The following is a 16,065-nucleotide window of genomic DNA, read 5'->3' as shown; positions in this document are numbered from 1 at the left end:
CTACCACACTGTTTTATACCTGAGGTTTAATGTCATTAGCATTGCCACTATCTCGCTCGGCAATGCCATGAGAGGCTCGCTTAGAACGTCACATTTAATTTAGCCCACAGTGTGCGGCCCGGCTCATTCAGCGGGGTATTCACGGAATAACCAAATCCACTATTACCGGCCAGATTGAGATGCTCGCTGTAGGTTTTGTTCAGCAAGTTATCGATGCCCCCGCTGACTTTCACTTGCTTAGTGACTTTATAGGCCACATTAGCTGACAGCACACCGAAGCCCGCGCTGTCGGCAAAATCTTTACCCACCACGTTCCCCTCGTTGATCGCCACCCGATGCTGGCTACTGACCAATCGCCATAATGCCGTGCTGCTCCAGTCACCCGCTTCAAAGGTCAACCCTAACCGTGCTTCAAGAGGAGGTATTTGCGGTAAAGGACGGTGATTACTGGTGTTCTCGCCCCAAGCGTAAGCTAGGCTAGCATCGGCTTTCCAGTGGTCATTGAAGGTATAACCTGCCCCCATCTCGCCCCCCATAATGGTTGCATTGATATTATCGGCCTGACTGATACGTAAGTTATTGGGATCATATTTGAACAGAATAAAGTCATTCACTCGGCCCAAATATGCGGATACCCAGCTATTTAACTGCTTGCCGCTGTATTGCGCGCCAATATCAATTTGGGTGGTTTTTTCACTCTTCACCCCATCAAAAGCACTGGTAGACCCCGTTGGCCCGAATGTTGGTGAAAATAGCTCCCAGTAATCAGGGAAACGTTCAGTATGGCCTAATCCGGCATACCACATCACCGGTGCATCGGCCAGATTATGCTCAAAACGTATGAAACCTGCGGGGAGAGTGGCAGAACGGCTGGGTTCATCGGCGCGAGTGTAATTCGTCACCTGATTATGGTCCAAACGGGTGCCGGTAATCAGTTTATCCTGTTCACTCATCGTCCACGTCAGTTCACCGAAGAGGCCATAATTCGCAAAGCTGGCGTCTTTTTGCCACGTATTTTGTTTGTTCTTACGATGGGTATTGGTTTGCAGGTCAGTGCCGGCTTCTAATTTCAGATCTTCCCACAACCACGTCCCCATCACTCGGCCCCCGATGGTGCGCCGATCGAGATTGCTCGACATCGCCATCATTGGTGGGGTGCGTAACGTATTGTTATCCATAATATGGTTGACATAATTGTAGTAAACCTTAGCTTCAATTTTATCCAGCACCTCACCAATATTGGTTTTCTGAAACCGCGCGCCCAAGCTTTCTCGCAAAAACTGAGAGCCGTCCATGCCGCGCCCCGCATAGCTCGCCTCACCATCGCCCTTACCTGCCGTGAATTCGAGTAAGGTATCGGTATCAGGCGTCCAACCTAGTGCAATATCAGCATTCCATTTATCCCATTTCGAGGGAACTCGCGTGCCGGTGCCATCTTTATAATTACCGGCTTGCGACTGGTTACCCATCATGCGCAAATAGCCTTGTTCGTTGCCTAGACTAGTATCGAGGTTTTTGTCCCAACGCCCGTTGGAACCCACCAGCAAGCTGGCATTCCCTTTCACCCCCGCTTGCTCAAAACGGGGTTGTTCACGTTCAAATAAAATCGTCCCCGCAGAAGCCCCCGGCCCCCATAACACGGATTGCGGCCCCTTCACGACTGTCAGTAGGTCAAAACTCTCCGGCGAAATATATGAGGTCGGCGCATCCATCCGTGATGGGCACGTCCCCAGTGTTTCAGCGCCATCCGTTAGGATCTTGATTCGCGAGCCAAACATGCCTCGGAAAACCACATCGCCATTCGTACCGCCATTACGGATTTGCGAAAAACCGGGGATAGTTTTCAGATAGTCCGCGCCATCACTGGCCGGAACGGGTTGGCGCGGCGTTTTAGGCGAGGTGACGATGGTAAGCGGCGAATGCTGTGGGGCGGTAACCGTAATCACTTCGGCATCATGGGTTTTTTTATCACTGTGATTATCAGTGTTGCTATTAACCATACCGTTATTAGCCATACCGCTATTTACCGTGCTGCTATTAAGCGCAGGATTAGCCACCGCCAAATGATCATGCTGCGCCGCTGAAGCATTTAAGGCTATGACAGAAAATGCAGATGTGATGGCGCACGCTAATAATGTTTTTTTACAGCCGTTATTCTTCCCAGACATATTTATTCCTTGGGCAATAGAAAATACTCCGGTGATTAATACGTCACACCGGATAATTCACATTAAAAATCCATACCAAATAAATGGTTATTATTGAATTTCAGGAATAAGAGGTCGGTGGGGCACGAGGTTGGCATTCGCAATAACGGTCATTAACAACTTGTGTTGGAATCAGTCGCGGTGGTGAGGGTTCAGCGAGTAGTTGTGCAGAACGGATATCCGCTTTAAATGCAGTATTGAGCAGGGGAAGATGCGTCAGCAAAACACAGTATCCGCAGGCGGCATGATTCATCATCATGCTGTCATGGTGGCTCCCCTGCTCATGAGTATTCGTGGTTTTAGTCTGACTATGCGCACCATCAGGAGGGCCATCATGCCCACCACCGTGATGACTATACATCGCCATCTCATGATCAGTCTCGGCGCGATCAGCTTTTACGCCATCAGCCATCACACCGTCAGCCATCGCGCAATCCACCATCGTGATAGCCGACGTATTTTGCTCATTAGAAATCGCCAGCGAAACTGAAATCACTGGAGCGATAAATAACATGAGAATTGCAGCTATTCCGAGCCAAGCCGAATAGCGCCTTCTGCGATGAATAAGCTGACTCAGTGGCACCAGCGTACCAAGAGTATTAGCGCCGTCGCAGGATGACTCATCACGATAGTTTCCCTTTATCTTAATGACTGAAAAATAAAAAATTATTTATAATTATCTGTTTTTTATTATGTTTCACTATTGCCTGCGATTTCTGCCAAGCGTACTGATCGATTTTTCACCAAAAAAACGGTGAGAATTATACCTCGAGCACCTTAAATCCAGCCTAAATTTAATTGAATTAAGAATCTTTATCATTTGCTTCAAGTCGCAATATGTGACGGCTCACTATTAATCTCTATCAGATTTCATGCATTGCATTAAAAATTGAATGTAAGTCACAAAAACACTCAATGCCTGTGCTAGGATCCGCCGCCTGAGTACTGAATGGTTTTGAACCCTTTTCGATGTTCTTACTTTCGATGTTCTTACTATGGTTACATTAACTATGGTTATATTAACGCTATGCTGAAACAGGCCCCATCTATGAATAACAGCAATCGCCTCCGGCTCACTTGGATAAGTTACTTTTCTTACGCGCTTACGGGTGCGCTAGTTATTGTCACCGGGATGGTGATGGGGAATATCGCAGAATACTTCAATCTGCCTATTGCCAGTATGAGTAATACATTTACCTTCCTTAACGCTGGTATTTTGATCTCCATTTTCCTGAATGCTTGGTTGATGGAAATCATTCCATTAAAACGTCAGTTAGTATTTGGTTTTATTCTGATGCTAATTGCGATTGCCGGATTGATGGTGGGCCACAATCTGATGGTCTTCTCCATCAGCATGTTTATTCTCGGCGTGGTCAGCGGGATCACCATGTCGATAGGGACCTTCTTGGTTACCCATATGTATGAAGGGCGTCAGCGCGGTTCGCGCCTGCTATTTACCGACTCATTTTTCAGTATGGCGGGGATGATTTTCCCGATTGTCGCGGCGATGCTGCTGGCACGTCATATTGAGTGGTATTGGGTTTATGCCTGCATCGGTCTGTTATATTTAGGTATTTTCGTATTAACGCTGATGTCTGACTTCCCCATTTTGGGCCACAAAGCCACCGATGAAAACAAGCCTGTCGCGAAAGAAAAATGGGGTGTCGGCGTGCTATTCCTCTCGATTGCGGCACTGTGCTATATCCTAGGTCAACTCGGTTTCATCCAGTGGGTGCCTGAATATGCCACTAAAAACTTCAATATGGATATCAGCCAAGCGGGCCAGCTAGTCAGTAACTTCTGGATCTCCTACATGATTGGGATGTGGGTATTCAGCTTTATCCTGCGCTTCTTTGATCTGCAACGTATCGTTACCGTCTTGGCTGCACTGGCAACACTGGCGATGTACCTGTTCGTCAGCACGGATAACCCTGCTTATCTGAGCTACTACATCCTGACATTGGGCTTTGTCTCCAGTGCCATTTACACCACACTGATTACCCTCGGCTCACTGCAAACCAAAGTCTCTTCACCAAAACTGGTGAACTTCATTTTGACCTGCGGCACCGTGGGAACCATGTTGACCTTCGTGGTCACTGGCCCGATTGTGGCAAACAGTGGTGTTCATGCCGCGCTGGCAACGGCCAACGGTTTGTATCTGGTGGTATTTGTGATGTGTCTGATTCTGGGCTTCTTCACCAAACACCGCAGCCACGGCCACGTCACACATTGATGATTTGAAGCGTTATTGTTTGGACGTTTTGAAGCATTAATGTTTGAAAGTATTGACGGTTTTATTGCCCTGCTGCTTTCGCGGTAGCAGGGCAACTTATCCACTCAGTCGCTCATCAGCTTAACAAGCGATCTCTTTTCCCACTCGCCTACTTAAAGTTAATCACTTCCTCTTGCCCCAAATAGATCCGGCTTTGCGCAGGTTGCGTTTGGGCAATCATCACCCCATGACGGATGGAATAGCGCACCGGTACCTGCCGTCGCACCGCATCAAAACCATTTTCTGCGGGCAAAATAATCAGATTAGCGCTATTACCCAGCTGCAACCCATAATCAGATAAATTCAGCGTTTTAGCGCTATTGTGGGTGATCAAATTCAGGCCATCATTGATTTGGCCGTATCCCATTAACTGGCAAATATGCAGCCCCATATGCAGCACTTGCAACATATTGGCGGTCCCTAGCGGATACCAAGGGTCAAAGACATCATCGTGGCCAAAGCAAACATTGATATCCGCCGCTAGCATCTCTTTGACGCGCGTAATACCGCGCCGCTTCGGATAAGTATCAAAGCGCCCTTGCAGGTGGATATTCACCAACGGATTAGCGACAAAATGAATACCGGACATTTTTAGCAGCCGGAATAAACGCGAGGCATAAGCGCCGTTGTAGGAGTGCATCGCCGTTGTATGGCTAGCGGTGACGCGCGCGCCCATGTTTTCTCGATGCGCCAAAGCGGCAACTGTTTCGACAAAACGCGACTGTTCGTCATCGATTTCATCGCAATGCACATCCACCAGCCGCTGATATTTCTGTGCCAGCGCAAAGGCAATGTGTAGCGATTCAACGCCATATTCACGGGTGAATTCAAAGTGTGGGATAGCCCCCACCACATCTGCGCCCAGCCTCAGTGCCTCTTCTAACAGCGCTGCCCCGTCGGGATAGGAGAGAATACCTTCTTGGGGAAAGGCCACAATCTGCATATCCACCCAAGGACTGACTTCTTCTTTGACTTCCAGCATGGCACTCAAGGCTGTCAGGCTAGGGTCGGAAACATCGACATGAGTACGAACGTGCTGAATCCCATTGGCTATCTGCCATTTCAGCGTCTGCCATGCTCGCTGCTTCACATCCTCACGGGTCAATAATGCCTTACGCTCAGCCCAGCGCTCGATGCCCTCAAACAGGGTTCCAGACTGGTTCCAATTCGGTTGCCCCGCCGTTTGGGTGGTATCTAAATGAATATGTGGCTCAACAAAGGGTGGCAAGGCCAACCCTCCCTGCGCATCGAGCACGCCAGCCCCCGATGGCAGCGATGAAGGCTGCGGCGAAATCGCACTGATCTTTCCCTCATCTATCGTGAGCTGCCAAAGCCCCGTTTGCCCGACAAGGCGCACATTATTGATGCTCACCAGTAAATGATTCGTTGAGGATTGCGCTGACATTGATACCTCCATATTCCCTTTGCCACTTTCGATGTTATGGGTTCTTAGCTTATCCGATCAGCTGTCACACACCCGATTTTCTTTTTATTGCATCCATTTTTCTTTTCGTGAAAAAAAAGCCAAAACTGAATCCTTTCAGCTAAAGATGAATGAAATCCGCAACTTATCAAAAATCGTTAAAAATCATCCATCTACCACCTTAGAGGTATATGAAACGCTAATTGATTTACATCAATAAATGCGATGTACGGAGGATTAAGGTAAGCATAGAAAATTAAAAATTGAGGCAAAAATGAGCAAAGTCAAACTTGCCATCATTGGCAACGGCATGGTCGGCCACCGCTTTATTGAAGACTTACTGGATAAAGCAGATAAAGACCAATTTGAGATAACCGTATTATGCGAAGAGCCTCGTATCGCCTATGACCGGGTCCATCTTTCTTCTTACTTCTCCCACCACACTGCCGAAGAACTGTCACTGGTTCGCGAAGGCTTTTATGAGAAACACGGTGTCAAAGTGTTGGTTGGCGAACGTGCCATTACCATCAACCGCACCGAGAAAGTGATTCACTCTAACAGCGGCCGTACCCTGTATTACGACAAGCTGATTATGGCGACCGGCTCCTATCCGTGGATCCCTCCCATTAAAGGCAGCGAAGGGCAAGATTGCTTTGTGTATCGCACCATTGAAGATTTGAATGCGATTGAGGCCTGTACACGTCGCAGCAAACGCGGGGCGGTCATCGGTGGTGGACTACTTGGGTTAGAAGCCGCAGGGGCGTTAAAAAACCTCGGCGTTGAAACCCATGTCATTGAATTTGCACCGGTGTTAATGGCTGAACAGCTTGATCCTATGGGCGGTGATCAACTGCGTCAGAAGATTGAACGTATGGGCGTGAGAGTTCATACCGGCAAAAACACGCAGGAAATCATTCATACGGGCCAAAACAGTCGTAAAACCATGCTATTTGCCGATGGTTCGCAACTGGAAGTCGATTTTATCGTCTTTTCCACCGGTATTCGCCCGCAAGATAAGCTGGCTCATCAATGCGGTTTAGCCACAGGTCGCCGTGGTGGTATTGCTATTAATGATTATTGCCAAACATCTGATCCCGATGTGTATGCCATCGGCGAGTGTGCATCTTGGCAAGAACGGACGTTCGGCCTCGTTGCGCCGGGTTATAAAATGGCGCAGGTCACCGCCGACCACTTATTAAGTCGCGAAAACGCCTTCAAAGGTGCTGATATGAGCGCCAAGCTGAAGTTGCTGGGTGTTGATGTCGGTGGGATTGGCGATGCACATGGCCGGACAGAGGGTGCACGTAGCTACGTTTATCTGGATGAAAATAAAGAAATTTATAAGCGTCTGGTGGTCAGTGCTGACAACAAAACCCTGCTGGGTGCCGTTTTAGTCGGGGATACCTCGGATTATGGCAACTTACTGCAACTGGCACTGAACAATATCACGCTACCCGATAATCCAGATAGCTTGATCCTGCCTGCCCACGCTGGCAGTAAACCCGCGATGGGTGTCGATTCATTGCCTGATAGCGCGCAGATCTGCTCCTGTTTTGATGTCACCAAAGGCGACATTATTCAAGCTATCGGCCAAGGCTGCCATACCGTCGCCGCGCTGAAATCAGCCACCAAAGCAGGTACCGGTTGCGGTGGGTGTATTCCGCTGGTCACGCAAGTGCTCAATGCTGAACTCAGCAAGCAAGGCATTGAAGTTAATCATCATCTCTGTGAGCACTTCGCTTACTCACGCCAAGAGCTGTACCACTTAATCCGCGTAGAAGGGATCAAATCTTTCGATGCCCTGCGGGAGAAATACGGTAAAGGCTACGGCTGTGAAGTGTGTAAACCGACGGTAGGGTCGCTACTGGCATCGTGCTGGAATGACTATATCTTGGCCCCCGAGCACACGCCATTGCAGGATACCAATGACAACTTCCTCGGCAATATTCAAAAAGACGGGACTTACTCGATTATCCCTCGCTCGCCAGGCGGTGAAATCACACCAGACGGTTTGCTGACCATCGGTCGTATCGCCAAAGAATATAATTTGTACACCAAACTGACGGGCTCACAGCGAGTGGGGATGTTTGGCGCGCAAAAAGATGACCTACCGGCCATTTGGGCGCAACTGATTGAGGCGGGCTTTGAAACCGGCCACGCTTATGCCAAAGCGCTGCGCATGGCAAAAACCTGCGTCGGCAGTACCTGGTGCCGTTTTGGTGTGGGAGACAGCGTGGGCTTCGGTGTGGCATTAGAGCATCGCTTCAAAGGCATCCGTACCCCACACAAAATGAAATTTGGCGTTTCAGGCTGCACACGCGAGTGCTCCGAAGCACAGGGTAAAGACGTGGGGATTATCGCCACTGAAAACGGCTGGAACCTCTATGTTTGCGGCAATGGCGGCATGAAACCTCGTCACGCCGATTTACTGGCGGCGGATCTGGATGAAGATACCCTGATGCGCTACCTCGACCGCTTTATGATGTTCTACATCCGTACGGCCGATAAGTTGCAACGAACGTCAGTTTGGCTGGAAAGTTTGGAAGGCGGTATCGACTACTTACGGGCGGTTATTCTCGACGACAAACTGGGTATCAACGATCAGTTGGAAACCGATATCGCCCGCTTGCGCGATAAAGTGACCTGCGAGTGGAAAGCCACCGTCGAAAACCCTGCGGCACAAGTTCGCTTTGCCCACTTTATCAACAGCCCACTACGTGACACTAACGTACAAGTGGTACCTGAACGCGACCAACATCGCCCAGCCCGCCCAGACGAACGCATTCCGATTCGGGTATTAGAACTGGAGGAAAACCCATGAGCCAGTGGATCCCACTTTGCCAATTAGACGATATTTTACCCGGCAGCGGTGTCTGCGGCCTGATTGGCGAGCATCATGTCGCCGTTTTTCGCCCCTACACTGACGAACAGGTTTTCGCCATCAGTAACATCGACCCCTTCGCGCAGGCCAGTGTGCTATCACGTGGATTAGTGGCCGAGCATCAAGGTGATCTGTGGGTGGCTAGCCCACTGAAAAAACAGCATTTCCGCCTACATGATGGTTTTTGCCTAGAAGATGAAACGCGTTCGGTTGCCCATTACGACGTGCGGGTCCGTGACGGCATCGTGCAAGTCAAAGCCTGATAGATAACCGGCATCGGATCAGTACCGGATGCCGAATCCCCCCTTTTGATCATCCCTAACGTTTGTGATGTTGGGGATTGAGGATGAACGATGTATAGCGACACGATTAACAAATGCGCAGCTAACGCCGCAAGGATCGTCAAACTGGCCAAAGAAAGCCCGATGGGTTTCTGGATTGGTTCAGCCATGGCCGGTGCCTATGTTGGCCTGGGTATTATCCTGATTTTTACCTTAGGCAACCTGATTGACCCGGCTTATCGTCCATTAGTGATGGGAGCCACTTTTGGTCTAGCGCTGACCTTAGTGATTATCGCCGGTTCTGAGCTGTTTACCGGTCACACCATGTTTCTCACCTTTGGTGTAAAAGCAGGCACCATCAAATCCAGCCAAATGTGGGCGGTATTGCCGCAAACTTGGTTAGGGAATCTGCTGGGTTCAGTTTTTGTCGCCCTGCTCTATTACTACGGCGGCGGTAGCTTGCTCACCGTCGATACCAGCTTGGTTCACACGGCAGCACTAGCAAAAACCTCTGCGCCAGCTATGACCTTATTCTTCAAGGGTGTATTATGTAACTGGCTGGTTTGTCTGGCGATCTGGATGGCAATTCGTGTCGAGGGCGCGGCAAAATTCATCGCTATCTGGTGGTGTTTGCTGGCCTTTATTGCTTCGGGCTACGAGCACTCAGTGGCCAATATGACGCTGTTCGCGCTGTCGTGGTTCGGTCATCACAGCGAGGCCTACACCCTGAGCGGCATTGGTCACAACCTGTTATGGGTCACGCTAGGCAATACTCTGTCCGGTGCCGTCTTTATGGGCTTGGGTTACTGGTATGCCACGCCACGGGATCAACGCCCACAGCCTGCGGCAGTCCTTGCGCCACAAGCAGTAAAAGAATAACGGTTACCCGCGTTCACCCGCCTGTCAGGGCGGGTTTTATCACCGCTACCTAAATCTGAAGGATTGCCGATGGACTACTTCCCGATTTTTTGCCAACTGCAAAACAAAGCCTGCCTGCTTGTCGGTGGTGGTGAAGTTGCCGAACGCAAAGCGCGACTGCTACTCGATGCTGGTGCGCTCGTCACCGTCAATGCCTGCGAATTTACCCCGCAGTTCCATGATTGGGCCGAGCAGGGGCGGCTTTCCTTAGTCAGTCGCGAGTTTGTTCCAGAACTGCTGGCAGAAAAGTGGTTAGTGATTGCCGCAACAGATCAGGTCGCAGTGAATGCATTGGTGTATCAAAGCGCCAACCAACAGCGTGTGTTCTGCAATGTGGTGGATGATCCGAAGCGAACCAGTTTCATCATGCCATCTATCATTGACCGCTCACCCATCATGATTGCTATCTCTTCCGGCGGCAAAGCACCGGTATTGGCGCGATTGCTACGGGAAAAACTTGAAGCGATGTTGCCGCTGCATTTAGGGCAGTTGGCGCAGTTAGCGGGCAATTTACGCCAACGAGTGAAACAACATTTTGCCGCCATGCCCGATCGCCGCCGCTTTTGGGAGAAACTGTTAACCCACGATCGTTTGGCGCAATCACTGGCGAATGACGATCGGGTGCAAGCGGAACAGCATATTGAGCAGTTATTTAATGCGCCACTCTCTGATCGCGGTGAAGTGGTGTTAGTGGGTGCAGGCCCTGGCGATGCAGGTTTACTGACATTGAAAGGGTTACAGCAAATTCAGCAGGCCGATGTCGTGGTGTATGACCGGCTCGTCTCCGATGAGGTGATGAATCTAGTTCGGCGCGATGCCGAGCGGATTTTTGTCGGTAAAGAATCGGGCCGCCACAGTGTCCCGCAGGATCAAATCAATCAAATTTTGTTGCAACAAGCGCAACAAGGTAAGCGCGTCGTGCGTTTGAAAGGCGGCGATCCCTTTATCTTTGGCCGAGGCGGAGAAGAGCTGGAAACGCTGGCAGCATACGACATTCCTTTCTCTGTGGTACCGGGGATTACAGCGGCATCGGGCTGTTCGGCCTACAGCGGCATTCCTCTCACGCACCGTGACCATGCGCAAAGCGTGCGGCTGATTACGGGCCACGCCAAAAAAGACAGCCAACTGGATTGGGCCAATCTGGCAGCAGAGAAACAAACCTTGGTGTTCTATATGGGATTATCCCAAGCCGCTGAGATCCAGCAACAGCTGATTCGGCATGGCATGCCAGCCACGACGCCTGTTGCGTTGGTTGAGAACGGCACTTCACGGCACCAACGAGTCGTCAGCGGCGAACTGAGCCAGTTAGCGCTGCTCTCTCAGCAAGTCTGTAGCCCCAGCCTGATCATCGTCGGCAGCGTAGTGAGCTTGCGCGAAAAACTGAATTGGTTTTCCAGTGCTGAGCATGGCAACGCCAAGCAGCAGATCGAAAAAGTCAGCTAAATAGAGGTACTTGGGAAGTGGGGGAGAGGTTCAATATCCGCAGAGAAAACAGGCAGACAGTATTAATACCACTGCTTGTCTTCTCTACGTCGAAATCGCTATTGGCGACTTTTTACGGCGGCTGACACCCAAGCCATCACTTATGGGTGAGCAACAAAACCAATGGCTTCGTACACTTTTGATAATGTCTCTTGAGCACGAGCTCGGGCCTTGGCTGCCCCTTCACGCATCACTTCTTGTAAGAAAGCCTCATCTTCACGATAGGTGTGATAACGCGCCTGTAGCTCAGTCAGCATGCCAGAAACGGCATCGGCAACCGCGCCTTTCAAGTGACCATACATTTGGCCTTCAAATTGAGCTTCCAATTCAGCAATGGATTGGCCAGTGACACCAGAGAGAATATCCAACAGGTTAGAGACACCGGCTTTCTTTTCAGTGTCGTAACGGATAACCGCTGGCTCATCAGAGTCGGTCATCGCGCGCTTAATCTTTTTAACTACTGATTTTGGATCTTCCAGCAGCTCAATGACGTTGTTGCGGTTGTCATCGGATTTTGACATCTTTTTGGTGGGATCTTGCAACGACATGACCCGCGCACCTGCTTTAGGAATAAAGGGTTCTGGGATCTTAAAGATATCGCCATACAGATTGTTGAAGCGGCTGGCAACATCACGGCTCAGCTCCAAATGTTGTTTCTGGTCTTCACCCACTGGCACCTGATTGGTCTGATACAGCAAGATATCAGCCACCATCAACACCGGGTAATCAAACAAGCCCGCGTTAATGTTTTCTGCATAACGGGCTGATTTCTCTTTGAACTGAGTCATACGGCTCAATTCGCCGAAATAGGTGTAGCAGTTCAGTGCCCAGCTCAATTGGGTGTGCTCTGGCACATGAGACTGAACAAAAATGGTGCTTTTCTTCGGATCAATACCACAGGCTAAATACAGCGCCAGTGTATCCAGCGTTCTTTTTCTTAACAGCGCAGGGTCCTGACGAGCGGTAATAGCATGCAGGTCAACAATGCAATAGATGCAATCATAGTCATCCTGCATCTGTACCCACTGACGCAGCGCACCCATATAATTACCAATGGTCAATTCGCCAGACGGTTGTGCGCCGCTGAATACGATAGGTTTATTGGAGCTTATTTCAGTGGGTTGACTCATTTTATACGTCCTGATCTTTTAAAGAAGGTAGCCCGATGGCGGGCAACAGATCGGCAAAGCGCGCTAATACACAGTCTGGGTGACTGGTCGCAATCGCTTCACCGTAGTTATATCCATAGGTCAGCCCAACACTCGGGCAACCTGCGGCCTTTGCGGCCATAATGTCATTACGCGAATCGCCGACAAACAGCATTTCGTGGGCATGCAAACCGAGTTTTGCCAACAGTAAATAAAGCGGGGCTGGATGGGGCTTTTTCACCACCACATCATCACCGCCAATGATGACAGAGAAATACTCAGCGATACCGAGCGATGCGAGCAAAGGCGCAACGAAAGGGGTGGGCTTATTGGTAATCAGCCCCATGGGTAAACCACTGGCGGCCAGTTGTACCAAGGTCGCTTTCACTTGCGGGAACAACTGACTCCCCTGCTCAACCGTTTTGGCATAGTAATGATCAAACAGCTCACGGGTATGAGCAACCGCTTGAGCATCTGGCTCATGACCGGCCCAACGTAATGCGCGTTCGACCAAAACATCCGCACCATTACCAATCCAAGTAGACACCCTTTCTTGGCCTGCAGTAGGCAAACCTTCATGTGCCAACGCCATATCTATCGCGCTGGCAAGCCCGGGTGCGCTATCCACTAATGTGCCATCCAGATCGAAAGCCACACCGCGAATAGCCTCAAATTTAGTCATGAGCAGACATCGCCAGTTCGCTACGCATCGCATCGATGACCGCAGCATAATCCGGTTGATTGAAGATAGCGGAACCCGCCACAAACATATCGGCACCCGCCGCCGCAATTTGGCGAATATTATCCACTTTCACGCCGCCATCGACTTCCAGACGAATGTCATAGCCGCTGTCATCGATAAGCTTACGCACTTGGCGCAACTTATTTAGCGTTTCGGGAATAAAGGATTGCCCACCAAAACCAGGGTTCACCGACATCAGCAAAATGACATCCAGCTTATCCATCACATAATCAAGATAGCTAAGCGGTGTGGCTGGGTTGAACACCAGACCCGCCTTACAACCACTCTCTTTGATAAGCTGCAGTGTGCGATCAACATGTTCTGAGGCTTCAGGATGGAAAGAAATATAAGTTGCACCGGCTTTAGCGAAATCCGGCACGATGCGATCAACGGGCTTCACCATCAAGTGCACATCAATCGGTGCGGTAATGCCATAGTCGCGTAGCGCTTGGCACACCATTGGCCCGATGGTCAGATTAGGCACGTAATGATTGTCCATCACATCAAAATGCACGACATCTGCACCCGCCGCGAGCACCTTCGCGGTATCTTCACCCAAACGGGCAAAATCGGCTGACAGAATAGACGGGGCAATTAAAAACTTTTTCATCCGCTTCTCCAAACGTCTCTCTTTGTTTTATGCAATTGCTAGTTGGCAGATTTTGCTCTGCCTCAAGCTGCGACGCCATAAAACGCTGGGTTTGAATCATTTCCAAGCGGGCGCTCCCGCTTAGCTATACAGCGCCAAAAGCTCGTTCACTTTACTACGGCCAAGGATATTACGGCTAATAGTTCGGCGCGCTTTCACTACATGCAGCGATGCTTGATGATACCAATCACGCGTCAGTTCTGTATCGTGATTAGAAATCAAAACTGGAATCTGGTTTTCGACCGAAAGTTGATAAGCCAGACGCGCCAGATTCTGTTGATCCGCAATACCGAAATTATTGGTGTGATAGGCCGTAAAATTCGCGGTCGCAGAGAGTGGCGCATACGGAGGATCGCAGTAAACCACGGCCCCATGCACGGCTTTTAATAACGTTTCCTGATAGTGCTCACAAACAAAAACAGCATGTTGCGATTTTTCAGCAAACCAATACAGTTCATCTTCTGGGAAATACGGCTTTTTATAGCGACCAAAAGGCACATTGAATTCACCGCTCAAATTATAGCGGCACAGACCGTTATAGCAGTGACGATTCAGATAGAGAAACAATAATGCACGGCGATAGGTATCATTACTGCTATTAAACTCGTGGCGCAGTAGATAGAAGTGCTCAGGATTATTGAAATTTCCGGTGAATAATACGCGAGCATCACGTACGAAGTCGTCAGTACGTTCCTTCACGATATTATAGAGATTGATAAGATCACTGTTGATATCGGCCAGTATGTAAGACTCATACTCAGTGTTCAAAAACACCGACCCCGCACCGACGAATGGCTCTATCAAGCAGTCTCCCGCTGGTAGATGGCGTCGTATGTCATCAACCAGCGGATACTTCCCACCAGCCCATTTTAAAAAAGCGCGGTTTTTCTTCATGCCGTCAGTTAGCTACTTAATAATTCAGAGCCGCAGATTGTACTCTGTTTCAAACAGCACATCAGCGCACAAATAAGAATGATTTATTTTTTAAGGTCTTGCTGTACTTGTTGTACTGGCTTAACCCACGGTTTTTTCGCCTGAACATCGGCGGGTAATGTCGTAATGGCCTTTTTTGCATCAGCAGAAGAGGCGTAGTTACCCGTCACTAATACGTACCAAGGTTTACCATCACGTTTTGTTTCATAGACATGATAGTCTGTTAATTTCTGCTGCTTCGCGTAGGCATTCAGCGTGTCCGAGCGTGATGCACTGCTCAGCTGTATTGTGAAATGACTACTTGGCGCATTTTTCAATGTGCTGCTGCTACCATTGGCCGAACCTGATTTAGCAACCGCAGATGCGGCTGGGGTGACCGCTGTGGTTGGTTTTTTATGGTTGGCCGCTTGATTGGTTGCTGGTTGCTTGGCTGCGACTGAACCTGGTTTCTGTGACGGGTGAGTAATAGATTCACCTGACGCGGAGACTTTTGCCCCTTTGGAACCTGAAACCGTAGCCGGCGCTGTCGGTAAGGTGGAAGTCTGACCGTCATTCATATTTTGAGACAGCGTATCGACTTGCCCTTGAGTTTGGGAAAGCGCATCAGACATATTGCCCGGCAACTCGACACGTTGCGTTGGGCTGTTCGCTGACGGCTGAGCCGCGGCCTCAGTCGGGGTCGGCGAAATTGGCGGAACACTGATATCTTGCGGTTGCGCGGTATTTCTCACGCCGTTGGCGTCATGACCATCACTGCTATTATTTGCAACACTCGGTTGAGTGTTATTGCCACTAGTGAGTGAGGATGAATCAGACAGATTGATATTTCTCGCGGCATCAACATTCGGATTCTGTTGAGAGGCTTCATGCTCTGTTGGGGCTTTCAGGGCTGAACCAATAGCAATAATGATCAATAGCAGCACTAAGATGCCGATACCAATCATCATATGTTGGCGTGAAACAGCAAGCTTCGGCCCCGTAGAAGCCTTACGTGGGCGTGTAGGACGACGGTCACTACTATCTGGTTTCAGATCGTCTCCCGGCTTTAAATCATCCATCTAAACCCTCCAACTAGAGGCAAACGCCGACCGCATTTATCGCTGCGACCTGGCTGATTGAATTTACTGAC

The 16,065-nt window shown here is 49.7% G+C and carries 13 protein-coding genes; 5 read left to right on the top strand and 8 right to left on the bottom strand.

The features are described from left to right. Positions 1-80: 80 nt before the first annotated feature. The gene (locus DA391_RS00990; RefSeq protein WP_409994398.1) at positions 81-2,000 is read right to left on the bottom strand and encodes a TonB-dependent copper receptor; all 1,920 of its coding nucleotides are present in this window, start codon (positions 1,998-2,000) and stop codon (positions 81-83) included. A 268-nt stretch (positions 2,001-2,268) separates the two neighbouring features. Then, the gene (locus DA391_RS00985; protein WP_108087266.1) at positions 2,269-2,721 is read right to left on the bottom strand and encodes a DUF2946 domain-containing protein; all 453 of its coding nucleotides are present in this window, start codon (positions 2,719-2,721) and stop codon (positions 2,269-2,271) included. Positions 2,722-3,255: 534 nt separating this feature from the next. On the opposite strand from DA391_RS00985, the gene tsgA reads away from it, so the two are divergent. Next, positions 3,256-4,440, top strand: coding sequence for an MFS transporter TsgA (tsgA, locus tag DA391_RS00980; protein ID WP_042807089.1), 1,185 nt, complete (start codon positions 3,256-3,258; stop codon positions 4,438-4,440). 148 nt (positions 4,441-4,588) lie between these two features. Here the strand turns inward: tsgA and DA391_RS00975 are convergent, their stop codons facing one another. Next, positions 4,589-5,896, bottom strand: coding sequence for a cytosine deaminase (locus DA391_RS00975; RefSeq protein ID WP_072084814.1), 1,308 nt, complete (start codon positions 5,894-5,896; stop codon positions 4,589-4,591). Between the two features lie 280 nt (positions 5,897-6,176). Here DA391_RS00975 and nirB point away from each other — a divergent pair, with 280 nt between their 5' ends. The 4 genes from nirB (at position 6,177) to cysG (ending at position 11,425) form a co-directional block, all read left to right on the top strand. After that, a complete protein-coding gene (gene nirB / locus DA391_RS00965) occupies positions 6,177-8,723 on the top strand; it encodes a nitrite reductase large subunit NirB (RefSeq protein ID WP_050286779.1) in 2,547 nt (848 codons plus the stop codon). Beyond that, positions 8,720-9,046 (top strand): nitrite reductase small subunit NirD, encoded by a 327-nt coding sequence (nirD, locus tag DA391_RS00960; RefSeq protein WP_050083026.1) that lies wholly within the window; start codon positions 8,720-8,722, stop codon positions 9,044-9,046. Before nirB ends, nirD begins: the two co-directional genes overlap by 4 nt. 90 nt (positions 9,047-9,136) lie before the next feature. After that, entirely contained in the window at positions 9,137-9,943 is an 807-nt protein-coding gene (gene nirC, locus DA391_RS00955; RefSeq protein ID WP_049609210.1) for a nitrite transporter NirC, read from the top strand. 69 nt (positions 9,944-10,012) lie between these two features. Beyond that, positions 10,013-11,425 (top strand): siroheme synthase CysG, encoded by a 1,413-nt coding sequence (cysG, locus tag DA391_RS00950; RefSeq protein ID WP_050083022.1) that lies wholly within the window; start codon positions 10,013-10,015, stop codon positions 11,423-11,425. A 140-nt stretch (positions 11,426-11,565) separates the two neighbouring features. On the opposite strand, the gene trpS is transcribed toward cysG, so the two are convergent. The 5 genes from trpS to DA391_RS00925 form a co-directional block, all read right to left on the bottom strand. Beyond that, on the bottom strand, positions 11,566-12,594 hold the full coding sequence (gene trpS / locus DA391_RS00945) for a tryptophan--tRNA ligase (protein ID WP_019213258.1): 1,029 nt from the start codon (positions 12,592-12,594) through the stop codon (positions 11,566-11,568). Between the two features lies 1 nt (position 12,595). Further along, positions 12,596-13,294 (bottom strand): phosphoglycolate phosphatase, encoded by a 699-nt coding sequence (locus DA391_RS00940; RefSeq protein WP_057650885.1) that lies wholly within the window; start codon positions 13,292-13,294, stop codon positions 12,596-12,598. Continuing rightward, entirely contained in the window at positions 13,287-13,964 is a 678-nt protein-coding gene (gene rpe, locus DA391_RS00935; RefSeq protein ID WP_019213256.1) for a ribulose-phosphate 3-epimerase, read from the bottom strand. The genes DA391_RS00940 and rpe overlap by 8 nt, the downstream gene beginning before the upstream one ends. A 120-nt stretch (positions 13,965-14,084) precedes the next feature. Then, entirely contained in the window at positions 14,085-14,897 is an 813-nt protein-coding gene (gene dam, locus DA391_RS00930; RefSeq protein ID WP_050083018.1) for an adenine-specific DNA-methyltransferase, read from the bottom strand. 83 nt (positions 14,898-14,980) lie between these two features. After that, entirely contained in the window at positions 14,981-15,994 is a 1,014-nt protein-coding gene (locus DA391_RS00925) for an SPOR domain-containing protein (protein WP_108087265.1), read from the bottom strand. Positions 15,995-16,065 lie beyond the last annotated feature (71 nt).

The organism is Yersinia massiliensis (genome assembly GCF_003048255.1).
GTDB classification, from domain to species: domain Bacteria; phylum Pseudomonadota; class Gammaproteobacteria; order Enterobacterales; family Enterobacteriaceae; genus Yersinia; species Yersinia massiliensis_A.
The sequence above is the reverse complement of the archived record's forward strand: the minus strand, read 5'-3'. Positions and strand labels throughout refer to the sequence as shown.